Consider the following 25309-nt stretch of genomic DNA (forward strand, 5'->3'; position numbering starts at 1 on the left):
GCACGGCGAAGAACACCACCTCACCCACGGTGCGCGCAAGACCCAGGTCCTGGCGGACGATTCATTGACCGTTGCAGGCAACCAGCACATCAGCGCGGCGAATCATCTGGTGAGTGCGGTGGGGCAGGTCCACCTGTGCGCGAAAATGCACGTCGTCATTGATGCTGGCCTGACCGCGACCCTCAAGGCGGGCGGGCAGTGGATCAGCATCACCCCGGCCGGAATTTTCAGCAGCGTGCCAATCCTGCCGGGTGGCATGCCCACGCCGGGTATGCCTGCGGTGCCGGGGTTGCCCATGGCTTTGGTGCAACAAACACCGTCTTCCGGCTTCGCCTCTTCACCGCTCATTGCTGAAGGCAGCAGCGAGGCCTTGCCTGCGTTGCTGGTGGGGGACGTTCCGGTTGTCGAGCTATGCCAGAAACCCCCAGGCAAGACGCCCATGGAGTGCCCGTTGCAAAACTGTCCCTGCGCACGCGCATTGGGTGCGGGAGGTGGCGAATGAGTGCGTGGATATTGCTGGAGCGTACAGGCGTTTTACTGCCCAATCTTTATCGTCACATTGAACTTCCCGAAATAGCACGGCTGTTCGATTCGACCCGGCTTGCAGCCTTTGACGAGCAGAGCCCTTTGTTGGTCAAGCACGCTGGCTCAAAGCTTGTATCCGCAATTCAGCAGGCTCCGCTGCAGTGGCCGGGAGTCATTTTGCACAGCGAGCATGGCCGGGCAGCGGTACTGGCTCATCTACGCCAGATCCTGTTCGTCAACTTCGAGCAGACCCGTCAAGGCGTGCTGCGTTATTCCAATACCTCCACCGCGAGTTATTTCTTCCCGGCCTGTTCAGCCACCGAACTGAAGTTCTGGTTGGGGCCGCTGAATCACCTGAGTTGGTATGGCGGCACCTGGCGGGATAAGGCAACCGGACAACTGCGCTGGCACGAGATCGAAAACGCAGCCGCCAACGATTGGGCTGAGCCGACATTCGCCCACCTGCCAACGCTGAGCAGCACTCAGCAACAAGCGCTGGAGCGCCAGCAAAAGGAACATTTCCTTTATCAATGGTGGCTCAAACACCCGCAGGTGGAGTTCGCCCACGGCTGGGACTGGCTGAGCGAGGGCATGGACTTGCACTTCACCCAGCCCGCGACCCTGAACGGCTATCTGGCGTTGCGTTCGCGCTATCCAACACACCCTCTCCCGGGTTCCTTGCCGCAAGGCACCGAGGCGCAGCGCCTTGAGCAGTTGCAATCGCACCTGCAACAACTTTCCACCGGACAGGAGTCCTGACATGCCCTCTACCGTAGGTGCCCTGAGCCGTGGGCCGTGCTGCGAAGTCAATAAACTCATCGTCCAGGTGGTGGGCACGGATCACCCCCCGACGCAGCGGTTGGCGTTCTACGACAAACACAGCAACAGGCGACAGGACACCGCGACCGCTCAGGGATGCCCCGAAACCGTGACCGCCTTCATGTGTGCGCCCAGCACACTGCACGTATGGGACTGGACCGGCGAGCCTGAGCATCGCCTCATGCTGGAGGTGGAGGCAGAGCAGGGCAGGCCGATTCTGTTGCCGCTGCCCGAGACTCGCATCACACCACGACAACTGGATCAGCAGTGGGATCAGATCGTTCCGGTGCTGCCCTTTGTCGCGCTGCCCGGCGTGAATAGCGCTCACGATCACGGCACGCCCGTCCTGTGCCGTGCCGGTTTCATCTATGTCTTTATCGACGGTCAGTTGTGGCGCGAACTGGAGGTCCGGGTGACCGATGCACGGACCACCTATCACGACATAGAACTGGAGAGGTTTCGGGTCGGCAAGGCGTACGCCGAAGAGTCGCGCCTCCCTACCGGCAAGGCGCTGGACGATATCTGGCTGCCATCCAGCTGGAATGACCGGCCGGTAGACGTTCAGATCTGCTTTAGTGAAGTTCAGCTGAACGCCCCTCGCTTACAGCGTCTGGAAAGCGATGCGGCCATGCGCCGTCAACGGTGTCAAAACCCGGACCTGCGGGTGTCTGTCGAACGCTCCAAAAAGACCTTTGCCAACAAACCCGATGGCATGGCCATGCTCGAGGCCTTCAGTGCTTTCGACATGTATGACTCACACAACCCGATGGACGCCACCAGGGCCCATGTCACCTGGTTGAATCTCGGCAAAGCTGCTTTCCCGCTGTCGGTACCGGCACCGCAACGGGCCCGGCAACCCGGTTTTGAATGGATGCTTGATCAGCCGGCAGGTTACTTGTGTGATCTGGGCGGGGAGTTTCTGGCGAACGCTTTCGCCGCTGCAAAGGCTCATGTTCGCAAGTGCGAAACAGGCACTGCACCTTATGTTGTGGCGCGTCTGGAAACGGGAGCCTGGGCGCAGTGCCTTGAATACGTTGTTGATCCAGACAATCAAAGCGAGCCGCGGCTGTGGGAGTCTCAACCGCCTGCTGCTGATGTGCTGGAAATCGCCCGGTCACGCTCACTTTACGGCGTGATGCTGCACGATACCCAGTACCGCTTGCGGCATCTCAATACCCGAATTCAGGAACAACGCTACCTGCTGGAACTGTGCGGCCAGCGGGCGCAACGCTACCCCCATCACGGCAGTGCCTTGCTGGTGCAGCAGTTTATCGTTCCGCAAACCATTGGCGGCAAGACAAACCCGATGCATCAAAAGCTCGACGTGCTGACCGAGAAAGGTCGGCTGGACATCAATCGCTTCACTGCCAGCAGCGAGTGCGCCCAGCTGTGGCGACAGATGGAAATGAGCCAGTCATTGCTCAGCGAATGCCTGCAACTGCGCCACACCGAGCAATGCCTGGTCGATCACCTGAGTCTGGATGAGTTCAAATACGCGGCGGCTTTCCATTTCCTCAGTCAACTGTTCACCACCCTGGTGCAGGGGCCGGCAACCTGCGACCCTTTGGCCGCCAGTGGCGACATCTCCGACGCCATGACGAGCCTGAGCCTTTACAGCCCCGAGGCCAGCGTCGGTCAGCAGTGGTTCTCCAGGGTCGTCAATGATCCGCAGCATCCGCTACATCGCATGCTCTGGCCGGATACGGAGCAACAGGATCTGGACGCGCCTTATCAACCGCCAGCCAGCCCCGATGTTAACGAAGGAGATGGCCTGTTCCGGGCGACGGAGCTGGCCAGGACCGAACAGGACGCCGTTTTTCCTGCCGCTGCCTATTCCACGATTGATGCGGTGTTTCTGGCAAGTTTGCTCGAAAAGGGGGCCCTGACAAGTACGCTGACAATCGGCGGGAAGGCGGGCACGGCGGCCATGGTCGCCGCCAATGAAAACCTGCAAGGCGCCATTGAGGCCGCTGAGCGGGCCGTGCATGGCGCGCAGCATATTGCGCTTCAAGGACCCACCGCGAAAGCGTGGCGTTTGAGCGAAGCACTGCAACGTCGCAGTCTCGCCCAACTGCGCGCCATACTGCCGCAGACGTTTGGCGACATGCACTTTCTGTCTCGAGCCGATGCCCAGAAAAAGAACTACTACGTGTTCGGTCTGGACGACATGCCCCGGCACGTCGGGCGTTCAGCTCAGGTCTACGGGGTGTATCGCGATCGACACGGCGTCATGAAAACCCCCGCTGAATCCTATGGCTACACCCGCCCACCCCCGGACTTACCGCCTGAGCGAATCGTCCTCGGCATCCCCCGAAACCACCGTACTGTCATGGCGGTCAGTCGGGTCAACCAACGGTTCAATGAGGCCTGGCATCAAGAAGTGGCCATGCGTGCGGCGGACAGCACTGAAAAGCTCACTGGATTGGAAAACGCAATCAAGCTGCGGGACTCATTGCGAGACAGTAAGGTTTTTTGGGGGCTGGATTCGGTGCCGATTGCCGGAATTATTGTGGCGTTGGAGGTTATTAATCTGTTGAACGAGTTGGAGAACTCGGGACAGTACACGCGAGAAAAATCTAAGGATAGAGTAGAGGCAGGTTTGTATGGAGCGGGCCTCGATTTAGTAATCGCGATGGAAGCGCTAACGGTCAAGATTGCGGGCACTAAATCGATTTTGGCTGCTGGTCGCAAAACGATATTTACCATTCCCGAAGCATTCGCAGAGCGAACGCTAGGTCCAATTAGTGAGCATTTTATTAAGGAGTACAGCACTCGATTATTCGGCCAGATTATCGCTGGTTCGACCTTCGTTGGGCTAAACCTCTACGACGCTTGGTATACCTACAAATGGAGCGATGACGCTTATATCGGTCATTTGATAATGGCATCCGGGGGCTTGGTTGGTACCTTGAGCAGTTTTACTATTAGTGGCGGCAGTACATTTCTAGGGTTGGGGCCTGCTGGCTGGGCCTCGCTGCTTCTGATAGTCACTGGCGCTGGAGTGGCGTATTGGCTAAGCAGCAAACCCATCGAGGACTGGTTAAAAAAGGGGCCGTTTGGAGATGATCCACACAATGCCGCGCCACACCTGCAAGAGCCAGAAATTGCCTTCTACTACTTGGTCAGCCAGTTCGCAAATATCCGTATTGGCATTGATCGCAATCCGGAATATGTGCCAGACGGCATGCTCGATTTTCGCGCTACAGTGCCTTTTGAGGTGCGTGATGCCAATACCCGGATTCGAATTGAAAGCAATATACCCGGGTTAGTGAGAACCTTTGTGGGTGTATCTGTATCTTTCGTCCTGAACAGAACGGAGAGTTTTTACGACGGCTATAGCGGGCAAACGCATGAGAGTACTTCTCTAACGCCTGTTCAACCCATCGCTCATCGAGTGTGGCCGAACGTATTGGAGTTGTTTCTTAAAACGCCGCCCTCTTACGATTCTGAACCGGCAGCAAATCTCCCGGCCATCTATTACCACTGGCAGGTTCGCGCTCAGCTTTCGCTGTATGACGGTCATCGCACCTGGGTCTTTCCGGCACCTCCACCCAAGGATCCGACACCGTTTGGACCGACCTATGCCAAACCGGATTTCAAAAACATCGGGAATTTGTTCTGGGCCGATGAAGACAAGAACGGTATGAGCAATACGAAATGAACGCTGAAAAGGAGGTTTACTATGCAGCCACATCTTATCGCTCGGACCGCATTCCCAATCAGTTGCCTTCCACTGAGCGTTCCTGGCTAAAGCGTTTTGGTAAAAAACGCTTGCCGTGGGGGCAGCCGCAAAACGTTGCACCGGATGATTTTTTGCGTGAGCGTGCACCGGAGAAATTGCGTTTTCAGGAGGGGATGCGAGTAGAACGTGAGGGTAAACTTGCGTTAGGGACGTACGTCCCCGCACCTTACGAACATGTAGATTTTCATGATCGCCATGACCATGAACGGTTCAGGTTTTCACTATGGTCAACTCGATCACAATTTTGGATTTATCTCACCATGTTTGGCAAAGGATTCTTTCTGGTCGGAATACTTCCCGCGCTATTTACCTGGTTTGCACGATTATATAGGTCTGATAAGTCATGGGCGTACGAAACTGTTGATATTTTCCAAGGTTTTTTTTCATGGATATTGGGTATACCTCTTATCTGTTGGGCAATAGGTTCCCTCGTCATCCACAAATTCCCCAAACTCTGGGTCAAACCCTCCCGAGGCCCCATCTGGGAATTCAATCGCCGCACCGGTCTGGTCACGCTGTTCGATTACAACAACAACGGTGAATACAAAAAGAACGGCACCATCGGTGAATTGACTGCGCCGTTCTATGAATTTGATGCCTATCTCGAATCAGGGCCGGACAGGCAGGGTTCGATGAATCATGTGTTGTGCCTTGCCCATCGTTATCGGGACATCGTGATCAATTTCTCGTCGTTGGTAAACGTCGACACCCGTTGGCAGATGCCTTGCGCGTTGTGGGACTTCCTGCAGAACTACATGGACACCAGCCGGCCGCTGCCGGATTTGCCGCGCTATGAAGAGTTCCGGCACCTCGATCCCACCACCGCCGCCCACGACCTGAAAACCGGCCGTAATCCGCGCTTCTGGATCGACATGGACGACGAAACCTACAAACAGCAACTGAGCCAGTTGCTGGATAACATCGACAACATCGACACCTTCCAGCGCCCGCACCTGATGGCGCGGCATGTGCGGTATGTGGATTGAAATGATGAGTTTTAACGACAGCAGCACGCCTTATTACACAACCACATCTTATCGCCCGGATCGCATTCCCAATCAGTTGCCTTCCACTGAGCGTTCCTGGCTAAAGCGTTTTGGTAAAAAACGCTTGCCGTGGGGCAGAGCAAAAGAAGTTGCACCTGACGCGTTTATGCGGCGACGCTCGCCAAGTAACCTGCGGTTTCGCGAGCAAATGCGAAAAGAGCGTGAGGAAAAAAAAGCGGATGGAACCTTTGTTCCGGCGCCTTATGAACATGTAGATTTTCATGGTCGTCATGACCATGAACGGTTCAGGTTTTCACTATGGTCAACTCGATCACAATTTTGGATTTACCTCGCCATGTTTGGCAAAGGATCCTTTCTGGTCGGAATACTTCCAGCGTTATTTACCTGGTTTGCGCGATTATATAGGTCTGATAAGTCATGGGCGTACGAAACTATTGATATTTTTCAAGGTTTTTTCTCATGGATATTGGGTATACCTCTTATCTGTTGGGCAATAGGTTCCCTCGTCATCCACAAATTCCCCAAACTCTGGGTCAAACCCTCCCGAGGCCCCATCTGGGAACTCAATCGTCGCACCGGTCTGGTCACGCTGTTCGATTACAACAACGGTGAATACAAAAAGAACGGCACCATCGGAGAGCTAACTGCGCCGTTCTATGAATTTGATGCCTATCTCGAATCCGGGCCGGACAGGCAGGGTTCGATGAATCATGTGTTGTGCATTGCCCATCGTTATCGGGACATCGTGATCAATTTCTCGTCGTTGGTAAACGTCGACACCCGTTGGCAGATGCCCTGCGCGTTGTGGGATTTCCTGCAGAACTACATGGACACCAGCCGCCCGCTGCCAGATTTGCCGCGCTATGAAGAGTTTCGCCATCTAGACCCGACCACCGCGGCCCACGACCTGAAAACCGGGCGTAACCCGCGTTACTGGATCGACATGGACGACGAAACCTACAAACAGCAGCTAAACCAGTTGCTGGATAACATCGACAATATCGACACCTTCCAGCGCCCGAACCTGATGGCGCGGCATGTGCGATATGTGGATTGAAATGATGAGTCTAAGAAATCTTCGCTTAATTGAACGATGGGGGCGGTTTGAAGATATTCACAGTTCTGTGGGTCTATTTTTGCTATTTATCGCTATCAGCGCAGTGTTTTTCTGGGTTGCGGGTGAGCCTTGTCAAGGCGCTTTCTATTAGGGTCAGCTAGAACTGGAAGCGGCGAGTTACGATATTCGGGCTTTACCCAATCCCCGAATTTAAATGTAGGTCTGATGCGACTGCTGCGCGCCGAGCAAAACGGTGCTCCCCTCCAGAACCAATCCCCATGCGTTGAAAGGCAAGGCAGCGGGGCGCCCGTGGATGATCAGCCATTGAAAAATGCAGCGGGCGCGCAAGGCTAAATGCGACGTCTTGGCCCCGCGCCTCTCATGACAATCGACGTCAGGTCGTGGGTGCCTGTATTGGCACGCGGCCATAGATATCGGTGAACCGTACGATGTCGTCTTCGCCCAGGTATTCGCCGCTTTGCACTTCGATCATCACCAGGTCGATCACGCCCGGGTTGACCAGACGATGGGTATGGCCTGGTTTTATGAAGGTCGATTCATTGGTGTCGAGCATGAACTCGGCGTCGTTATTGGTGACCTTGGCCATGCCGCTGACGACAATCCAGTGCTCGCTGCGATGGTGATGCATCTGCAAGGACAGTGAAGCTTGCGGGCGAACCACGATGCGTTTGATTTTGAAGCGTTTGCCTTCTTCAAGGACGGTGTAGGTGCCCCACGGACGGGTGACGGTGCGATGCAGACGATAGGCGTCGTGGCCCTGACGCTTGAGCTCCTGAGCAATGATTTTCACTTCCTGGCTGCGCTTGCCGTCGGCGATCAGCAGCGCATCCGGGGTGTCAATGACGATCAAATCATCCAGCCCGATCCCCCCCACCAGACGGGTGGGTGAGTCGATGTAACAGTTGGTCACGTCATGCAGCACCGTCTGACCGTTGCACTGGTTACCCAGCCGGTCGGCCGGCGTGAGTTCGCGCAACGCCTGCCAGGACCCGATATCGCTCCACCCCAATTGGCAGGGAATGACTGCAACCTTGTCAGAGCGCTCCATCAGCGCGTAGTCGATGGAAATGTCCGGCGCAAGGGCAAAGGTAGAGCTGTCCAGCTCCAGTTGCAGCTCATTGTTGCCTTCTTTGCTGGAACTCTGCTCCAGACAGGCTGCGACTGCGGCCAGTACCTGCGGTGCATGTTCTTCGAGTTCCCGCAGCAGTGTGTCGGCGCGCATGCAGAACATGCCGGCGTTCCATAAATGCAGGCCGCCGTCCAGATAGTGCTGGGCCGTGGCGGCATCCGGTTTTTCAACAAAACGGGCGACCTGATAGCCGTGGTCATTCAACGCCTGGCCTTTTTCGATGTAACCAAAGCCGGTTTCGACCTTGTCCGGCAAGATGCCGAAGGTCACCAGCCAGCCTTGATCGGCCAGTTCTCGTGCCCGCTGGACCGCTGCGGAAAAGGCCGCTACATCGGCAATCAAGTGATCGGCCGGCAGAATCAACAGTTGGGCGTCTGCGCCGTACAGTCGGGCGACATGCAACGCCGCGGCAGCCACCGCCGGTGCCGTATTGCGCCCGAAGGGTTCAAGAACGAAGTCCAGCTTGACGCGGTTTTTGTTCAGTTGCCGATAGTCATCCACCGTTCGGAAATACACTTCTCGATTGGTGACGGTCAGCAATCGATCGACATCCGGCAGCCCGACGGCCCGCATGAAGGTTTTTTGAAGCAGGCTTTCGCCATCCGGAAGACGCATGAACGGCTTGGGCATGGCCTCCCGGGAGACCGGCCAGAGCCGGGTGCCGGCGCCGCCGGCGATGATGCAAGGGATGAGGGTGCTCATCAATAGGCCTCACAAGTGAACGCATTGCAGGGACAGTGCGCGATAAAGGTTAATGTGGAGCCCGGCAGACCCGTTTTTATCAGGCTCAACAAAGAATTCCGTGCGCTGATGTATTCAGTAACGTTGGTGCGTCAATAAAGTGTTCAAATTATGGATATCAAAAAATATAGTCAGCTTTTTGGCTTTTGCGCGTTATGGGCGGTAGCCATTTGTCGGATTCAGACGCCGTCTGCGGTTGCCTCTGTATCAATGAAATACCAGGGGGATTGGGGTAATGGCGCTGGAGTGGCAGACAGAAATGTTCTGCAATCGGCAAAATATCCAAAGAAGAAAAGGTCTTTCTTCGTCGAACGAGGTCAACATCTTGCGCATTGGACCCAGAGGGGAGGGAGCATTAATGACAGGTCACAGAGCAATTTTAATCCTGCATGGCAAGCAGGCACTCAACGAAGACGTGCGCTCGGCCGTTGCGCAAAAGCGTGACGAGGGTTGGCAGATTGATGTGCGCCTCACCTGGGAAGGCGGCGACGCGCAACGGTTGGTCACTGAGGCATTGGCTGCAGGACACACTCAAGTCATTGCTGGCGGCGGTGACGGCACATTGCGGGACATTGCCGAGGCGCTGGCATTGGCTGAAACCGACGCCGAACTCACGATCATGCCGCTGGGCACCGCCAACGATTTTGCGCGGGCGGCGGGTGTGCCACTGGAGCCCAAGGAGGCGCTTGATCTATTGGACGTGCCTGCACGCCCGATTGATTTGGGGGAGGTCGATGGCAGAGTGTTTCTCAATATGGCGACCGGCGGTTTCGGCAGCCAGGTGACGGCCAACACGTCAGAAGACTTGAAGAAAGTCCTGGGCGGTGCGGCTTATCTGTTCACGGGCCTGACGCGCTTCAGTGAGTTGAGTACCGCTTATGGCGAGTTGAATGGTCCGGATTTTCATTGGCGTGGCGACTTGCTGGCACTGGGCATTGGCAATGGCCGACAAGCCGGTGGCGGGCATTTGCTGTGTCCGACCGCCTTCGCGGATGACGGCTTGCTCGACATCAGCATCCTGCCTGCGCCCCAGGAACTGGTCAGTACGCTCAGAGGGCTGCTGGAAGGCGGTTTGGGTATCGACAATATGTTCATCCGGGCGCGCTTGCCCTGGGTGGAGCTGAAGTCGGCGCAAGGGCTGGATATCAATCTGGACGGTGAGCCTCTGAAAGGGGAAAACCTGCGATTTTCGGCGCGTCCCGGAGCGCTCCATGTGCATCTACCCGCTCACTCGGAGCTGTTCACGGCAAACCACACAATCAGTCGTCCTGACTGATTTCCTGCTTGAACAGAGGCCAACGCACGTTAATGGCTAATGCTGCGTTCGCCACTGTTGGCTGGCCTTGAAGGTTGGCCTCCATTGGCCAGGGTGCCGACTCCCATGGCAGAGGCGAAATCTTCTACTAATGTGCGCTGCTCGCTATCGTCGAGCAATAGCAGTCCATTGCTCGGATCTATCAACTCAAGTTGCCAGGCAAGCAACGCGAAGCAGTCTTGAAGGACCTGCAAAGAGTTGCCGGGCAAAAGCGTATCGCGCAAGGCCGTGTCCAGGACCGCGAGCAATTGCCGGGTAAAATTCGCGATGCATTCCACCGAAGCGGTGTCGGCGAGATTGCCCAGTTTGTGCAAGCTGTCCATCAGGCATTCAACGGCGTCCTGATCGTTGTCGATCAATCCCAGGTGTGACAGGCATTCTTGCGAACGGCTCAGGAGCGCCTGGGATTCGCTGAAAAAATCGGGATGTCGGTCTTTCCATTCAAGGCCGTTCAGCATACTGGCTCTCCACGTTTCATGGCTGGCGACTGTCTCTCGCTTTCGGCGTGAGGCTGCCAGTTAAAGTGGATTTTGAATGGAAGTCTGTAGGCTTATTCTGAAAATTTCAAAATGCGGGGCAGGCAAGGGGGCTGCTTTCTTCAGGGCGCGAAAAACCGCTATCGGATAGTGCTAATGTGACATCATGCTACTGGCATGTCATTGCGATTAAGGTCTTGCTCACCTCCGCCGATAACAGGTTTAGCGGACTCACTGTGACCCACGCTTCTGGAGCTATACATGGCTGGCATTCTCGACTCGGTAGATCAACGCACACAGCTGGTGGGCGAGAACCGCCTGGAAATTCTCATGTTTCGCCTGGCGGGCCGACAGTTATTCGCCATTAACGTGTTCAAGGTCCAGGAAGTGTTGCAGTTGCCCAAGCTGACCCTGATGCCTCAGCGCCATGCGTTCGTCTGTGGCGTGGTCAACCTGCGCGGCCAGACATTGCCGGTGATCGATCTTTCCCAGGCCATCGGCATGCGTCCGTTGGTACCGGGGCCCGCCAGCACGATCATCGTCACTGAATACAATCGCTCGGTTCAGGCATTTCTGGTCGGTGGCGTAGACCGCATCGTCAACATGAACTGGGAGGCCATCCTGCCGCCGCCGACCAGCGCCGGACGCCAGCATTACCTCACGGCGATCAGCAAGGTCGATGACCAGCTGGTGGAAATCATCGACGTCGAAAAAGTCCTGGCCGAGATCGTGCCTTACAACGCGAAAGTGTCCCGGGAGAAGCTCGAAGATCCGATTCTTGAGCGCGCCCGTGGCCGGGAAATTCTGCTGGTCGATGACTCCAAGGTGGCGCTCAGTCAACTGCGCGACACCCTGTCCCAACTGGGCGTGAAGCTGCATGTGGCCAGCGACGGCCTCAAAGCGTTGAACATGCTCAAGGCTTGGGCCGACAGCGGCGAGGTGATGACCGACAAACTGCTGATGATCTTTACCGATGCCGAGATGCCGGAAATGGACGGCTATCGTCTGACCACTGAGATTCGCAATGACCCTCGACTGCGCGAGTTGTATGTCGTGCTGCACACGTCCCTTTCGGGCAGCTTCAACGAATCCATGGTGAAAAAGGTCGGCTGTGACAATTTCCTGTCCAAGTTTCAGCCGGACAAGCTGGTGGATGTCGTGCGCGAACGACTGACCATGCTCCACGGCTGATTCTGGTCTGCCTGAGTCTGGGTCGAGAAAGATCCACGCAGGCCGTTTTAAGATGCCGGGTCTCTTGCAGGTCGTATAAGCTGGTGGCTTCGAGAGCCTTCGCTTATCACCTGCCAGACAAGGATCAAGTCATGCTGCATCTCAGCGCCCTTTATCAATTCCCCCTCAAATCCTGCAAGGCCCAGGTGCTGCGGCAAGCGTCGTTTGACGAACTGGGGATGGCGGGGGATCGACGCTGGATGCTGGTGGAAGAGAGCAGCGGTCGCTTTCTGACCCAGCGCGCCTTGCCCCACATGTCGCAGCTTTCAGTGCTCTGGAACGCCAGCGGCGGCGTCACCTTGTCGGCGCCTGGTTATGCCCCCCTCGATGTCCCGCTGCCCGAAAATACTGAGGCCGTTTTGCGCGGTGTCACGCTTTGGCGCGATACCTTGCGCGTGCCGGACGCAGGTGACGAGGCGGCTCGGTGGGTCAGCGAGTTCATCGGTAAAGCGGTCCGAATGGTGTATGTGCCTGCCGATCGCGCCCGGTGGCTGCCCAGCGGCTACGGCACGATCGATGACAAAGTCGGCTTTGCCGACGGCTTTCCACTGCTGTTGATTGGCCAGGCGTCTCTGGACGATTTGTCCGCCCGAATCGGCCGCCCGCAAGAGATGCTGCGATTTCGCCCGAACCTTGTTATCGAGGGCGCTGAAGCCTTTGCGGAAGATGGCTGGAAACGCATTCGAATCGGCGACATCGAATTCCGCCTGCTCAAAGGCTGCACCCGGTGCATTCTCACCACCATCGACCCGGCCACCGGAGAACGCAACGCCGACCGCGAACCCTTGACCACGCTCAAAACGTATCGCGAGCGTGAAGGGGACGTGTGGTTTGGTCAGAACATGGTCAGCGATGGGCGTGGGGTGATTGAGGTGGGTATGCCAGTGGAAGTGTTGGAGTGACAGGCTCAGTCCCCGATTTCTGAATGGAGAAAGGGCCCGTTGGAGCGAGGTTTGCCTGCGAATCAGGCGCCTCGGTGTGCCAGTCCTACCGCGTTATCCTTCTTCGTGGGCAAGCTTCCAACAGGGTCGTTCACTCACAAGTCATCGAAAAACCGTTCGTGCCAATCCACTAGCGGCTGTGGCGAATTGAGTTTTTGTCCGTAGATCACCGAATAAGACAACACGTTCTGCACATACTGACGGGTTTCATCGAACGGGATACTCTCTACCCATACGTCGAAGGCCAGATGGTTGGCACCCTTGAGCCACTGACGAACGCGGCCGGCACCTGCGTTGTACGCCGCCGAAGCCAGCACTCGATTACCGTTGAACTGGCTGTGCACCTGGCTCAGGTACGCCGCGCCCAGCTGAATGTTGGTGTCCGGGTCCAGCACTTGCTGTGGCGAAGCCAGCGGAATACTGAATTTGCGCGCCGTTTCCTTCGCTGTGGCAGGCATCAGTTGCATCAGGCCACTGGCGCCGACGCCTGAACGTGCGTCATCCATGAACGCGCTTTCCTGGCGCGTAATGGCGAACACCCAGCTCGAATGCAGTCCGCGAACCTGGGCCTCGCGCACCAGTGTCTCGCGGTGGGCCATGGGGAAGCGGATATCAAGGTCGTCCCAATACTTGGCCTGACTGATCGTGCGAATGGCCGGGAAATACCACTTCAGGTCGTAAGCCAGTTTTGCCTGAGCAACCATTTCATCACGGTCGAACGAGCGGCTGACGTGATACCACTCACGACGACCGTCGACAATTTGCCCGCGGGCATGAAACTCCAGCGCCCTGCGTACGCCGGGTGTGTTACGCACTTTGGTGATGAGCGCCTGGCTGAGCAGCAGTGGCTTGTTATTGAGATGGTAGGCGCTCTGCGTCCGGTCAGCCGCAAGGAAACCGTAGAAATCGCGCTCTTTCGACACGCCTTTGTAAAGTCCGGCAATCAACGGGCTGCCAGGCTGGGCGAGCTCCAGAGAGCGGGCTTCCCAATAACGCCAGCGATTGGTATCAGCCAGATCCTTGGGAAGACGGCGGGTCAGCTCGTAGGCGTCTTCCCAGCGGCCAAGACGCAGCAGCAAGCGCAGACGCCATTCAGTCACGGTGTTGTCACGCAGCTCAGGGTCGTATTTGGTCATGACCTCCAGCGCGCGGCCGTCATAACGGCGGGCAAGGGTCAAGCCGATTGCCTTGGCAATCTCCACTTGCTCTTCACGGGAGAAGTGCATGGTGGTGGCGTAGCCGTCGAGCATTTCCAGGGCTTGCTGCGGGTCTTTTTTCGCGAGCCGCCGCAGCCCCAGTCCGACCACATCGGACATGGCCTCATCGACCGGTGCGAACTGGCCTGGGTTGTTGAGCATTTCCGGCTTGTTGGCAACGGCGAGCAGCAATTTGCCTTGGGGGGCAAGGCTGTTGAGGCTGTTGACCAGCGTGGTGGCCAGACTGGTATTGCCTGCGGTCGCCGCCAGTTTGGCGCGTTGCCAGCGTTTCTGTTCCGGCAACTGACCGTCAGCCGCCCATTGCGCGAAGAAGCCGTCGCAGGCTTGCGGCAGGGTCTTGCCGGTCATCCACAGTTTTTCAGCGTTGGCATAACCCTCTGCTTTTTTGCCGTGGCCCAGCAAATACTGGCCATACAGGCAGTCGAGCTCGACGAAGTTCATCTTCGGGTCGTAGTACTTGACGAAGGGCTGCCAGTCGCCACGCTCGGCCAGCCAGCGCAGCCACTTCAATTTCATCCAGTTGGCCTGGGGCAAATCGCCGTGCTCGGCCAGAAATTTTTCGATTTCCGGGTTACTGGCCGTTTTGAGACGGGCGGTCAGCTCGTCATAAGCCAGATACGGTTCCAGCGGATAGTCGGCCAGGGCAGAGGCATACATCCGGTAAGGCCCCGTGTCGCCCTTGGCCAATGCGCGCTTGGCCTCATCGTAATATTGGCGTTGCTGACCAAGATCTGCGGCGTAAGCGTTCTGGGCCACTGTGGCCGAGAGGATGAGGCAGGAAAAAAGACCAAACAAGCGACTGCGCATGAGACTTCCGAGCAGATGAATCGTGAAAAGTGACACTAGCTTAGCCTTTTGCCAGCTCCGGGTGAAAGCACTCCCGATGCGCCTGTCGCACTTGGACATAAATGAACGCTATATAAGAAGGCGCTGACTTGGACGGTCCCCGGCGGGTCGTCACTGAAAGCCGACATAGGCCCGTTATCTCAGGTAGAATGCGCCCCCAGTTTTTGGAGAAGCTCATGACCCTGCTCAAATTCACCGATGTGTCCCTTGCTTTCGGCGCCATGCCGTTGTTGGACAAGGTGTCCTGGCAAATTGCCCGTGGTGAGCGGGTGTGCATCATCGGCCGAAACGGTACCGGCAAATCCAGCATGCTCAAGCTGGTCAAAGGCGTGCAGAAGCCCGATGACGGTGCTGTCTGGCGTGCGCCGGGCCTCAAGATAGGCGAACTGCCCCAGGAATTGCCGGTGGCCGACGAGCGGACTGTGTTCGACGTTGTTGCCGAAGGCCTGGATGGCGTGGGCGCCTTGCTTGCCCAATACCATCATCTGGCACAGAACTGCGTGACCGAGGAAGACCTCGACAAGCTGATGCACGTGCAGCAAGACCTCGAAGCCCGTGACGGCTGGCGTCTGCAGCAGTTGGTGGACAGCACCTTGAGCCGCTTGCAGTTGCCGGCCGACAAGACCCTGGCCGAGTTGTCCGGCGGCTGGCGTCGCCGTGTGCTGCTGGCTCAGGCTCTGGTTTCCGAGCCGGACCTGCTGCTGCTCGACGAGCCCACCAACCACCTGGATATCGGTGCCATCGCCTGGCTCGAAGAAGCCCTGATGGGTTTTCAAGGCGCAGTGCTGTTTATCACGCACGACCGTTCTTTCCTGCAGAATCTGGCGACCCGTATTCTCGAACTGGATCGCGGCGGCCTGATCGACTGGAACGGCGATTACGCCAGCTTCCTGGTCCACAAGGAAGCCATGCTGGCGGCGGAAGAAACCGCCAATGCGCTGTTCGACAAGCGTCTGGCCCAGGAAGAAGTCTGGATTCGCCAGGGCATCAAAGCCCGTCGCACCCGTAACGAAGGTCGTGTGCGTGCCCTTAAAGAGTTGCGCGTAGAGCGCAGCGAGCGCCGTGAACGCACCGGCAAGGCCAACATCCAGCTTGATACGGCCGACAAATCCGGTAAGCAGGTCATGGTCCTGGATAACGTCAGCTTCGCTCACCCGGGCGGCCCGATGCTCATCAAGGATTTCTCCATGGTGCTGCAGCGCGAAGACCGTATCGGTCTGTTGGGCGCCAACGGTACCGGCAAGACCACCTTGCTCAAGCTGATGCTGGATAACCTGCAACCGACCAACGGTTCGGTGGAGGTGGGTACACGCCTGGACGTGGCCTACTTCGATCAGTTGCGTCATCAGCTGGATCTGGAAAAAACCGTTATCGACAACGTCGCCGAGGGGCGCGATTTCATCGATATCGACGGTCAGAGCCGTCACGTGTTGAGTTACCTGGGCGATTTCCTCTTCAGCCCGCAGCGTGCCCGCACGCCAGTCAAGGCATTGTCCGGCGGTGAGCGAGCGCGTCTGTTGCTGGCCAAGCTGTTCAGCAAACCCGCCAACCTGCTGGTGCTCGATGAGCCAACCAACGATCTGGACGTCGAAACCCTTGAACTGTTGGAAGAAGTGCTGCTGACGTTCAAAGGCACGGTACTGATGGTCAGTCACGACCGGGCATTCCTCGACAACGTCGTCACCAGCACCCTGGTGTTCGAAGGCGAAGGCAAGGTCCGTGAGTACGTCGGTGGCTATCAGGACTGGTTGCGCCAGGGCGGGTCCCCGCGTCTGCTGGGCGTGACGGATACCAAGTCCGGCAAGGCTGAACTGGCCACTGCTGTAGTCGAGGCCGCTCCGGTTGCCGCCAAAGAGATGCCGGTGGCCAAGAAGAAGCTCAGCTACAAGTTGCAACGTGAGCTGGAAGCGCTGCCTCAGCAAATCGACGAAGTTGAAGCGCAAATGGCTGCCTTGAGCGCCGAAATGGCCGAGCCGGGTTTCTATCAGCGTCCTGCCGAGCAGACCGCTGCAGTGATGGCCCAGCTGGAAAACCATCAGGCTCAACTGGACGGTTTACTGGAACGTTGGGCTGAACTGGACGCCTGATTGCGTTTGGCGATGAAAAAAGCCCGGATCAGTGATCCGGGCTTTTTGCTGACGGTCGTTGGCGTGGAGCTGGCAATTATTCCGGTTTTTTCAGCCGTACTGCCAGCACGTCGCAGGGCGCGCCGTGCAGCACATCATTGGCGGTAGAGCCCAGCAGCAGCGCCAGGCCATGGCGGCCGTGGCTGCCGATGACGATCAGGTCGCACTTTTCCTTGGTGGCCAGTTGGTGAATTTCCTGGCGCGGTTGCCCGTATACAAGATGGGCGTCGCCAAAACGCGTGGCGGGATACTGTGCCCTGAGTGCTGCCAGTTTTTCTTTGGCCTGGTCGAACTGCTGTTGCTGGAGCTGGGAAAGATCCATTGGAACGTCGCCGCCGAAGGCCATGGCCATAGGCTCTACGATGTGAACCAGCGAAAATGTTGCGCCGTTACGATCCGCAATTTCACGCGCGCGGTCCATGACCGCGTTGCATTCCTCGGTCAGATCGACGGCTGCCAGTACGTGTTTATATTCATGACTCATGCGGGAATCCTCCAGAGGTTTGCGATGGCATCAGTATGGCGGGTTAATGTCTCGCTGGGCAGACCCTTGTTTTTAACTGCAGTGCGAATCAAAAGGCAGCAAGAAATATGACGGTCTGGATAATCCTGTCAATCGTTGGCGTGATGCTCAGCCCGCTGGTCTGGCTGCGGCCTTCGCGTCAGCAAAGCGGCAAGATGGCGCTGCGCATGGAGGCGCGACGCATGGGGCTGGGTATGCAGCTGGCACCTCAGGAATGGCCGCACTGGCTGCCCAAGGAGCCACCCAGCCCTTGCGCGCAGTATCACCGCCCGCGTCGGCTGGAGAACGCAGCGACCTGGGTCTATTGGCAGACCGAAGCGGGGGTCTGGCTCAATCGCTGGCGCGAGCCGTGCGAGGATGAACGGCTTTTGACGCAGTTCAACACGCTTCCTGCGGATGTATTCAAGGTCGAGGCCGATCAGCAGATGATCGCCCTGTATTGGGCCGAGCGGGGCGAAGCAGAAGTATTGCAGCGTATTGCCGCGGTGCTCAAGGCTCTGGCGTGATGCACCTGAGGTAAGTTCCGGGCATTAAAAAGCCCGACAACAACATCGGGCTGGGGTTGGCCAGGCAGGCCGATAATCTGTAGCGCTTACGGTGCAATGCCGAAAGTCGCGAGTCAAAGCGCCTGGCTCAATCTGAAAGATCCAGCGCCTCATGGGGTGCGCTGAATGTAGACCCTCTGCTCTGTTTTGTCGCGATTTCTTCGCTTTTTTTTCACCTGTGATCATCTACGGTGCAAAAAGTCGTCCAGGGTTTGTGGCGGTTTATGCGCGATAAACAGAATGAATGCCCAGCCATCATGCCTGCCTGCCGGGGCAGGCACCCGGCGAAGGTACCGATCATTTCCCGCGTTTATGGGCATTTAGCCGAATTGACAATCATACGGATTTGGCAGATGGTAGGCGCACCCAAATCAAACGGGCGTATGAATTGAGCGTTTGGTCGTCAGATCGCTCTTACAAAATCCCGGTTACTACACCGGCGGGTGTGCCTGGTGATTTGGCGCTTCATCGACGGCGACGTCGTAGTCACGCCAGAACCAGCGTCCGGTGTGTATTGTTCAGCTTCCATATCGTGGAGATCAGTTGATGATTTACGAAGGTAAAGCCATCACGGTTAAGGCTCTTGAGAGTGGCATCGTCGAATTGAATTTCGATCTCAAGGGTGAGTCCGTCAACAAGTTCAACCGTCTCACCCTCAACGACCTGCGTCAGGCCGTAGACACCATCAAGGCTGATGGGTCGATCAAGGGCGTGATCGTCACCAGCGGCAAAGACGTGTTCATCGTCGGCGCTGACATCACCGAATTCGTCGACAATTTCAAGTTGCCGGACGCCGAGCTTCTGGCGGGCAATCTTGAAGCCAACCGGATTTTCAGCGATTTCGAAGATCTCGGGGTTCCGACTGTAGCGGTCATCAATGGCATCGCGTTGGGCGGTGGCCTGGAAATGTGCCTGGCGGCTGACTATCGCGTCATGTCCGCTGACGCAAAAATCGGCCTGCCCGAAGTCAAGCTCGGCCTTTACCCTGGTTTCGGCGGCACTGTTCGTCTGCCGCGCATCATCGGTGCCGATAACGCCATCGAGTGGATTGCTTCCGGTAAAGAGAACCGTGCTGAAGACGCGCTGAAAGTAGGCGCTGTCGACGCTGTGGTCGCTCCGGAAAAACTGCGTGACGCCGCCCTGGATCTGATCGCTCGCGTCATTGCCGGCGAATTCGATTACAAAGCCAAGCGCCAGCCGAAGCTGGACAAGCTCAAGCTCAACGCCATTGAGCAGATGATGGCATTCGAAACCGCCAAAGGTTTTGTCGCCGGTCAAGCGGGCCCGAACTATCCGGCGCCGGTTGAAGCCATCAAGACCATCCAGAAGGCCGCGAACTTCGGTCGTGACAAGGCCCTGGAAATCGAAGCCGCCGGTTTCGTGAAAATGGCCAAGACCTCTGCCGCGCAGAGCCTGATTGGTCTGTTCCTGAACGATCAGGAACTGAAAAAGAAAGCCAAGATCTACGACGAAGTTGCCAAGGAAGTGAAGCAGGCCGCCGTGTTGGGCGCCGGTATCATGGGCGGTGGCATCGCGTATCAGTCGGCGGTCAAAGGCACGCCGATCCTGATGAAAGACATTCGCGAAGACGCCATTCAACTGGGTCTGAACGAAGCGTCCAAACTGCTGGGCAACCGCGTCGAGAAAGGCCGTCTGACGGCGCCGAAAATGGCTGAAGCGCTCAATGCGATTCGCCCTACGCTGTCGTATGGCGATTTCGGTACCGTGGATCTGGTGGTTGAAGCGGTCGTCGAGAACCCCAAGGTCAAGCAAGCGGTATTGGCCGAAGTCGAGTCCCAAGTGGGCGAAGACACCATTCTGGCGTCCAACACCTCGACGATTTCCATCAGCCTGTTGGCCAAGGCCCTCAAGCGTCCGGAAAACTTCGTGGGCATGCACTTCTTCAACCCCGTGCACATGATGCCGCTGGTTGAAGTGATTCGTGGCGAGAAGTCCAGCGAAGCGGCCATCGCGACCACCGTCGCCTACGCCAAGAAAATGGGCAAGAACCCGATTGTGGTCAACGACTGCCCGGGCTTTCTGGTCAACCGCGTGCTGTTCCCGTACTTCGGCGGTTTCGCCAAGCTGGTGAGCGCTGGCGTGGACTTCGTGCGTATCGACAAGGTCATGGAAAAGTTCGGTTGGCCAATGGGCCCTGCGTACTTGATGGACGTAGTGGGTATCGACACGGGCCACCACGGTCGTGACGTCATGGCCGAAGGCTTCCCTGATCGCATGAAAGACGACCGTCGCTCTGCCGTGGACGCGCTTTATGAGGCCAAACGCCTGGGCCAGAAGAACGGCAAAGGTTTCTACGCCTACGAGATGGACAAGAAGGGCAAGCCGAAGAAAGTCACCGATGCGGCTGTGCTTGAAGTCCTCAAGCCGGTTATCTACGAACAGCGCGAAGTGTCTGACGAGGACATCATCAACTGGATGATGATCCCGCTGTGCCTGGAAACCGTGCGTTGCCTGGAAGACGGCATCGTCGATACCGCCGCTGAAGCCGATATGGGCTTGATCTACGGCATCGGCTTCCCTCCGTTCCGTGGCGGTGCGTTGCGTTATATCGACTCGATCGGCGTCGCTGAATTCGTCGCCCTGGCTGACCAATATGCTGACTTGGGCGCCTTGTACCACCCGACTGCGAAGCTGCGTGAGATGGCCAAAAACGGCCAGAGCTTCTTCGGTTAAGCGCCTTTGAGGAGTGAATGTATGAGTTTGAATCCAAGAGACGTCGTGATTGTCGACTTCGGTCGCACCCCGATGGGCCGTTCCAAGGGCGGCATGCACCGCAACACCCGCGCTGAAGACATGTCGGCGCACTTGATCAGCAAGCTGCTGGAACGCAACAGCAAGGTTGACCCGGCTGAAGTCGAAGACGTCATCTGGGGCTGCGTGAACCAGACCCTGGAGCAGGGCTGGAACATCGCCCGCATGGCGTCGTTGCTGACCCAGATCCCGCACACGTCGGCGGCGCAAACCGTGAGCCGCCTGTGCGGATCGTCCATGAGCGCGCTGCACACTGCCGCGCAGGCGATCATGACCGGTAACGGCGATGTATTTGTCGTGGGCGGTGTTGAACACATGGGCCACGTCAGCATGATGCACGGCGTCGATCCTAACCCGCACATGTCTCTTTATGCCGCCAAGGCATCGGGCATGATGGGCCTGACAGCGGAAATGCTGGGCAAGATGCACGGCATTACCCGTGAACAGCAGGATGCGTTTGGCGTGCGTTCGCACCAGTTGGCCCACAAGGCAACGCTGGAAGGGAAATTCAAGGACGAAATCATCCCGATGCAAGGGTATGACGAGAACGGTTTCCTGAAGGTCTTCGACTACGACGAGACTATTCGTCCAGAGACGACCCTGGAAAGCCTCGCGGCCTTGAAGCCGGCTTTCAACCCAAAAGGCGGAACTGTGACGGCGGGCACATCCTCGCAGATCACTGATGGCGCATCATGCATGATCGTCATGTCTGCCCAACGTGCCCAGGATCTTGGTATCCAGCCGATGGCAGTCATTCGCTCCATGGCGGTGGCCGGCGTTGACCCGGCAATCATGGGCTACGGGCCGGTGCCGGCCACCCAGAAAGCCTTGAAGCGTGCGGGCCTTGGCATCTCCGATATCGACTTCTTCGAGCTCAACGAAGCTTTCGCCGCACAGGCCCTGCCAGTGCTGAAAGATTTGAAAGTGCTCGACAAGATGAACGAGAAGGTTAACCTGCACGGCGGTGCTATCGCTCTGGGTCACCCATTCGGGTGCTCCGGTGCGCGTATCTCCGGCACTTTGCTCAACGTCATGAAGCAGAATGGCGGCAGCCTCGGCGTTGCTACCATGTGCATCGGGCTGGGGCAGGGTATTGCTACGGTCTTCGAGCGCGTCTGATTCGTCAGGGTGACTCAAGCCGGGGCCTGGTGCCCCGGCTTTTGTATTTTGGCAAAAGCGGTTTTATAGAATTGTTTTCCAATGTGTCTTGTGAGGACGGCAACATGAAGTTACAGCCAGGGCTCTACCGCCACTACAAAGGCCCCGAGTACCGCGTTTTCAGTGTTGCCAGGCACTCCGAGACCGAGGAAGAAGTGGTGTTTTACCAAGCGTTGTACGGCGATTACGGTCTGTGGGTACGGCCTCTGGATATGTTTCTGGAGTCCGTCGAGGTTGACGGTGAACAGGTGCCGCGCTTTGCTTTGGTTCAGGCCGAACCGAGCCTCTTTACCCGGCCGTGAATCGTGACTGAGCACAACCCCGTGCTTGACCTCGTGTTGTAGCCACTATATATAGCGGGGCCTCGACAGGTTCCGACCGTCTTTCATTTTCAGTATTCAGGAATTTTCTGATCCATGGGCAAATCGCTGGTCATCGTGGAATCCCCGGCTAAGGCCAAGACCATCAACAAGTATTTGGGCAACCAGTACGTGGTGAAGTCGAGTATCGGCCATATCCGAGACCTGCCCACCAGTGGTTCGGCTAGCGCCAGCAAAGACCCGGCTGCCAAGCGCGGCAAGGCCGCCGCAGGTGACGGGCCGGTGCTGACGCCCAAGGAAAAGGCCAAGCGTCAATTGGTCTCGCGCATGGGCGTCGACCCGGACCATGGCTGGAAAGCCAAGTACGAAATCCTTCCTGGTAAGGAGAAGGTGATCGAAGAGCTGCGTCGGCTCGCCAAAGATGCTGACACTATCTATCTCGCAACCGACTTGGACCGCGAGGGGGAAGCCATTGCCTGGCACCTGCGCGAAGCCATTGGTGGGGATGACAGCCGCTACAAGCGCGTGGTGTTCAACGAAATCACCAAGAAAGCGATCCAGGAAGCATTCTCCAAGCCGGGCGAACTCGATATTGATCGAGTGAACGCGCAACAGGCGCGGCGCTTTCTCGACCGGGTCGTGGGCTACATGGTATCGCCACTGCTCTGGCAGAAGGTCGCCCGTGGTCTGTCTGCCGGACGCGTGCAATCGGTTGCCGTGAAACTGGTCGTCGAACGCGAACGCGAGATTCGGGCGTTCAACCCCGAAGAGTACTGGGAAATCCACGCTGACCTGGGAACCGCTAAAGGCGCCAACGTGCGCTTCGAGGTGGCCCGGGAGAACGGCGAAGCCTTCAAGCCGCTGAACGAAGCTCAGGCCATGGCCGCGCTGGAGAAGCTCAAGGCGTCGGCCTACAGCATCGTCAAGCGTGAAGACAAGCCGACCAGCAGCAAACCTTCAGCGCCTTTCATTACCTCGACGCTGCAACAGGCGGCCAGTAACCGTCTGGGCTTTGGCGTGAAGAAAACCATGATGATGGCGCAGCGCTTGTATGAAGCGGGCCACATCACTTACATGCGTACTGACTCCACCAACTTGTCCGCTGATGCGGTGAGCATGGCGCGTGATTACATCGAAACCGAGTTCGGCAAGAAGTATCTGCCGGAATCGCCGAACGTCTACAGCAGTAAAGAGGGCGCTCAGGAGGCTCACGAAGCGATTCGTCCTTCTGACGTGAATACCCACCCGAGCAAGCTGACGGGCATGGAGCGCGACGCTGAGCGCCTGTACGAGCTGATCTGGCGTCAGTTCGTGGCGTGCCAGATGCCGCCTGCGCAATACCTGTCCACCACCGTCAGTGTTGCGGCCGGTACTTTCGAGTTGCGCGCCAAGGGCCGCATTCTGAAGTTCGACGGTTACACGCGTGTTCTGCCGCAAATGACCAAGCCGGGTGACGACGACGTGTTGCCGGACATGGCTCAGGGCGACAGCCTGAAGCTGGTCAAGCTCGACCCGACTCAGCATTTCACCAAGCCGCCTGCGCGTTACTCGGAAGCGAGCCTGGTTAAAGAGATGGAAAAACGGGGTATCGGCCGTCCTTCGACCTATGCCGCGATCATCTCGACCATTCAGGACCGTGGGTATGTCGCGCTGCATAACCGTCGTTTCTACTCGGAAAAGATGGGCGATATCGTCACCGAGCGTTTGTCCGAAAGCTTCTCGAATCTGATGGACTACGGCTTCACGGCCGGTATGGAAGAAAATCTCGATGACGTCGCTCAGGGTGAGCGCGACTGGAAGAACGTGCTCGACGAGTTCTATGGCGATTTCAGGAAAAAACTGGAAGTCGCTGAAGCACCTGACGGCGGCATGCGCTCCAACGAACCCGTAATGACCGACATTCCCTGCAAGGTGTGTGGGCGTCCGATGCAGATTCGTACAGCGTCTACAGGTGTGTTTCTCGGTTGCTCCGGCTACAGCCTGCCGCCGAAAGAGCGCTGCAAGGCTACCGTCAACCTGACGCCGGGCGATGAAATCGCCGACGACGACGAAGGTGAGTCGGAGTCTCGCGTATTGCGCGGCAAGCACCGTTGCCATATCTGTAACACAGCGATGGATGCTTATCTGCTGGACGAGAAGCACAAGCTGCACATCTGCGGCAATAACCCGGATTGCACAGGCTTTGAGGTGGAAGAGGGGACTTATCGCATCAAGGGCTATGAAGGTCCGAGCCTGGAATGCGACAAGTGTGGCAGCGAGATGCAGCTCAAGACCGGCCGCTTCGGCAAGTTCTTCGGTTGCACCAACGCCGAGTGCAAGAACACCCGCAAGCTGCTTAAAAGCGGTGATGCTGCGCCGCCGAAGATGGACCCGGTGAAGATGCCGGAGCTCAAGTGCGATAAGGTCGACGATACCTATATCCTGCGTGACGGGGCTTCCGGCTTGTTTCTGGCGGCCAGTCAGTTCCCGAAAAACCGCGAAACCCGTGCACCCCTGGTCATGGAGATCGCGCCGCACAAGGACGAAATCGATCCGAAGTACCACTTCCTGTGTGAAGCACCGAAGAAAGATCCGGACGGGCGTCCTGCCGTGATTCGTTACAGCCGCAAAACCAAAGAGCAATATGTACAGACCGAAGTGGAAGGCAAGCCTACGGGCTGGCGCGCGTTCTACGATGGCAAGGCCTGGAAAGTCGAAGACAAGCGTTGATGCATTGACAGGAGTTGCTCTCTTGAGCAACTCGCGTTAACGAACGCGAACCCTCGCTGTGCTGGCCGCAGCGAGGGTTTTTTGCAATTC

17 protein-coding genes and 1 pseudogene are annotated in these 25309 nt (G+C 57.3%); 14 read left to right on the forward strand and 4 right to left on the reverse strand.

The window, feature by feature from the left end; all coding sequences use genetic code 11:
• The 5 genes and pseudogenes from ACP7B0_RS17035 to ACP7B0_RS17055 form a co-directional block, all read left to right on the forward strand.
• Positions 1-502: pseudogene (locus ACP7B0_RS17035) on the forward strand (type VI secretion system tip protein VgrG); the annotation flags it as partial.
• Complete coding sequence (locus ACP7B0_RS17040; protein WP_426142623.1) at positions 499-1284, forward strand: DUF4123 domain-containing protein; 786 nt, start codon at positions 499-501, stop codon at positions 1282-1284. The pseudogene ACP7B0_RS17035 and the gene ACP7B0_RS17040, both read left to right, overlap by 4 nt.
• Positions 1285-1525: 241 nt before the next feature.
• On the forward strand, positions 1526-5005 hold the full coding sequence (locus ACP7B0_RS17045; RefSeq protein WP_426142624.1) for a hypothetical protein: 3480 nt from the start codon (positions 1526-1528) through the stop codon (positions 5003-5005).
• Positions 5002-6072 (forward strand): hypothetical protein, encoded by a 1071-nt coding sequence (locus tag ACP7B0_RS17050; RefSeq protein ID WP_426142626.1) that lies wholly within the window; start codon positions 5002-5004, stop codon positions 6070-6072. The genes ACP7B0_RS17045 and ACP7B0_RS17050 overlap by 4 nt, the downstream gene beginning before the upstream one ends.
• Before the next feature lie 4 nt (positions 6073-6076).
• Positions 6077-7150: a hypothetical protein gene (locus ACP7B0_RS17055; RefSeq protein WP_426142627.1), complete on the forward strand. Its 1074-nt coding sequence runs from the start codon at positions 6077-6079 to the stop codon at positions 7148-7150.
• A 394-nt stretch (positions 7151-7544) separates the two neighbouring features.
• Here ACP7B0_RS17055 and ACP7B0_RS17060 read toward each other — a convergent pair whose 3' ends face one another.
• A complete protein-coding gene (locus tag ACP7B0_RS17060) occupies positions 7545-9002 on the reverse strand; it encodes a mannose-1-phosphate guanylyltransferase/mannose-6-phosphate isomerase (protein WP_426142628.1) in 1458 nt (485 codons plus the stop codon).
• A 397-nt stretch (positions 9003-9399) separates the two neighbouring features.
• Here ACP7B0_RS17060 and yegS point away from each other — a divergent pair, with 397 nt between their 5' ends.
• A complete protein-coding gene (gene yegS, locus ACP7B0_RS17065) occupies positions 9400-10317 on the forward strand; it encodes a lipid kinase YegS (protein ID WP_426142629.1) in 918 nt (305 codons plus the stop codon).
• A gap of 29 nt (positions 10318-10346) precedes the next feature.
• Here the strand turns inward: yegS and ACP7B0_RS17070 are convergent, their stop codons facing one another.
• The gene (locus tag ACP7B0_RS17070; RefSeq protein ID WP_426142631.1) at positions 10347-10814 is read right to left on the reverse strand and encodes a hypothetical protein; all 468 of its coding nucleotides are present in this window, start codon (positions 10812-10814) and stop codon (positions 10347-10349) included.
• 279 nt (positions 10815-11093) lie between these two features.
• Here ACP7B0_RS17070 and ACP7B0_RS17075 point away from each other — a divergent pair, with 279 nt between their 5' ends.
• Together ACP7B0_RS17075 and ACP7B0_RS17080 are read left to right on the forward strand one after the other, a co-directional pair.
• The gene (locus tag ACP7B0_RS17075) at positions 11094-12023 is read left to right on the forward strand and encodes a chemotaxis protein CheV (protein ID WP_426142632.1); all 930 of its coding nucleotides are present in this window, start codon (positions 11094-11096) and stop codon (positions 12021-12023) included.
• Positions 12024-12154: 131 nt separating this feature from the next.
• Positions 12155-12964, forward strand: coding sequence for an MOSC domain-containing protein (locus tag ACP7B0_RS17080; RefSeq protein WP_426142633.1), 810 nt, complete (start codon positions 12155-12157; stop codon positions 12962-12964).
• A gap of 134 nt (positions 12965-13098) precedes the next feature.
• Here ACP7B0_RS17080 and ACP7B0_RS17085 read toward each other — a convergent pair whose 3' ends face one another.
• Complete coding sequence (locus ACP7B0_RS17085; protein ID WP_426142634.1) at positions 13099-15027, reverse strand: transglycosylase SLT domain-containing protein; 1929 nt, start codon at positions 15025-15027, stop codon at positions 13099-13101.
• Positions 15028-15242: 215 nt separating this feature from the next.
• Here ACP7B0_RS17085 and ACP7B0_RS17090 point away from each other — a divergent pair, with 215 nt between their 5' ends.
• Positions 15243-17153 carry an ATP-binding cassette domain-containing protein gene (locus tag ACP7B0_RS17090; RefSeq protein ID WP_426142636.1) on the forward strand — a complete coding sequence of 637 codons (1911 nt, stop codon included), beginning with the start codon at positions 15243-15245 and terminating at the stop codon, positions 17151-17153.
• 76 nt (positions 17154-17229) lie between these two features.
• Here the strand turns inward: ACP7B0_RS17090 and ACP7B0_RS17095 are convergent, their stop codons facing one another.
• Positions 17230-17676, reverse strand: a complete 447-nt coding sequence (locus tag ACP7B0_RS17095) for a universal stress protein (RefSeq protein WP_426142637.1) — start codon at positions 17674-17676, stop codon at positions 17230-17232.
• A gap of 107 nt (positions 17677-17783) precedes the next feature.
• Here ACP7B0_RS17095 and ACP7B0_RS17100 point away from each other — a divergent pair, with 107 nt between their 5' ends.
• The 5 genes from ACP7B0_RS17100 to topA all read left to right on the forward strand — a co-directional run bounded on the left by ACP7B0_RS17100 (position 17784) and on the right by topA (position 25219).
• The gene (locus ACP7B0_RS17100; RefSeq protein WP_426142638.1) at positions 17784-18221 is read left to right on the forward strand and encodes a hypothetical protein; all 438 of its coding nucleotides are present in this window, start codon (positions 17784-17786) and stop codon (positions 18219-18221) included.
• A 585-nt stretch (positions 18222-18806) separates the two neighbouring features.
• A complete protein-coding gene (gene fadB / locus ACP7B0_RS17105; RefSeq protein ID WP_426142639.1) occupies positions 18807-20954 on the forward strand; it encodes a fatty acid oxidation complex subunit alpha FadB in 2148 nt (715 codons plus the stop codon).
• Between the two features lie 21 nt (positions 20955-20975).
• Positions 20976-22151: an acetyl-CoA C-acyltransferase FadA gene (gene fadA / locus ACP7B0_RS17110; RefSeq protein WP_426142640.1), complete on the forward strand. Its 1176-nt coding sequence runs from the start codon at positions 20976-20978 to the stop codon at positions 22149-22151.
• Between the two features lie 104 nt (positions 22152-22255).
• Positions 22256-22492, forward strand: coding sequence for a DUF1653 domain-containing protein (locus ACP7B0_RS17115; RefSeq protein WP_426142641.1), 237 nt, complete (start codon positions 22256-22258; stop codon positions 22490-22492).
• Between the two features lie 114 nt (positions 22493-22606).
• Entirely contained in the window at positions 22607-25219 is a 2613-nt protein-coding gene (gene topA, locus ACP7B0_RS17120; protein WP_426142642.1) for a type I DNA topoisomerase, read from the forward strand.
• The last annotated feature ends 90 nt before the right edge of the window (positions 25220-25309 follow it).

It is taken from the genome of Pseudomonas sp. DWP3-1-2, from assembly GCF_049896285.1.
Lineage (GTDB): Bacteria > Pseudomonadota > Gammaproteobacteria > Pseudomonadales > Pseudomonadaceae > Aquipseudomonas.

What these genes read in the sequence shown, in the direction of transcription:
- ACP7B0_RS17090 (WP_426142636.1), top strand. Translation starts at nt 15,243, where the DNA reads ATGACCCTGCTCAAATTCACCGATGTGTCCCTTGCTTTCGGCGCCATG.
- ACP7B0_RS17080 (WP_426142633.1), top strand. Translation starts at nt 12,155, where the DNA reads ATGCTGCATCTCAGCGCCCTTTATCAATTCCCCCTCAAATCCTGCAAG.
- ACP7B0_RS17085 (WP_426142634.1), bottom strand. Translation starts at nt 15,027, where the DNA reads ATGCGCAGTCGCTTGTTTGGTCTTTTTTCCTGCCTCATCCTCTCGGCC.
- yegS (WP_426142629.1), top strand. Translation starts at nt 9,400, where the DNA reads ATGACAGGTCACAGAGCAATTTTAATCCTGCATGGCAAGCAGGCACTC.
- fadB (WP_426142639.1), top strand. Translation starts at nt 18,807, where the DNA reads ATGATTTACGAAGGTAAAGCCATCACGGTTAAGGCTCTTGAGAGTGGC.
- ACP7B0_RS17100 (WP_426142638.1), top strand. Translation starts at nt 17,784, where the DNA reads ATGACGGTCTGGATAATCCTGTCAATCGTTGGCGTGATGCTCAGCCCG.
- ACP7B0_RS17050 (WP_426142626.1), top strand. Translation starts at nt 5,002, where the DNA reads ATGAACGCTGAAAAGGAGGTTTACTATGCAGCCACATCTTATCGCTCG.
- ACP7B0_RS17040 (WP_426142623.1), top strand. Translation starts at nt 499, where the DNA reads ATGAGTGCGTGGATATTGCTGGAGCGTACAGGCGTTTTACTGCCCAAT.
- ACP7B0_RS17060 (WP_426142628.1), bottom strand. Translation starts at nt 9,002, where the DNA reads ATGAGCACCCTCATCCCTTGCATCATCGCCGGCGGCGCCGGCACCCGG.
- fadA (WP_426142640.1), top strand. Translation starts at nt 20,976, where the DNA reads ATGAGTTTGAATCCAAGAGACGTCGTGATTGTCGACTTCGGTCGCACC.
- topA (WP_426142642.1), top strand. Translation starts at nt 22,607, where the DNA reads ATGGGCAAATCGCTGGTCATCGTGGAATCCCCGGCTAAGGCCAAGACC.
- ACP7B0_RS17095 (WP_426142637.1), bottom strand. Translation starts at nt 17,676, where the DNA reads ATGAGTCATGAATATAAACACGTACTGGCAGCCGTCGATCTGACCGAG.
- ACP7B0_RS17075 (WP_426142632.1), top strand. Translation starts at nt 11,094, where the DNA reads ATGGCTGGCATTCTCGACTCGGTAGATCAACGCACACAGCTGGTGGGC.
- ACP7B0_RS17055 (WP_426142627.1), top strand. Translation starts at nt 6,077, where the DNA reads ATGAGTTTTAACGACAGCAGCACGCCTTATTACACAACCACATCTTAT.
- ACP7B0_RS17115 (WP_426142641.1), top strand. Translation starts at nt 22,256, where the DNA reads ATGAAGTTACAGCCAGGGCTCTACCGCCACTACAAAGGCCCCGAGTAC.
- ACP7B0_RS17045 (WP_426142624.1), top strand. Translation starts at nt 1,526, where the DNA reads ATGCTGGAGGTGGAGGCAGAGCAGGGCAGGCCGATTCTGTTGCCGCTG.
- ACP7B0_RS17070 (WP_426142631.1), bottom strand. Translation starts at nt 10,814, where the DNA reads ATGCTGAACGGCCTTGAATGGAAAGACCGACATCCCGATTTTTTCAGC.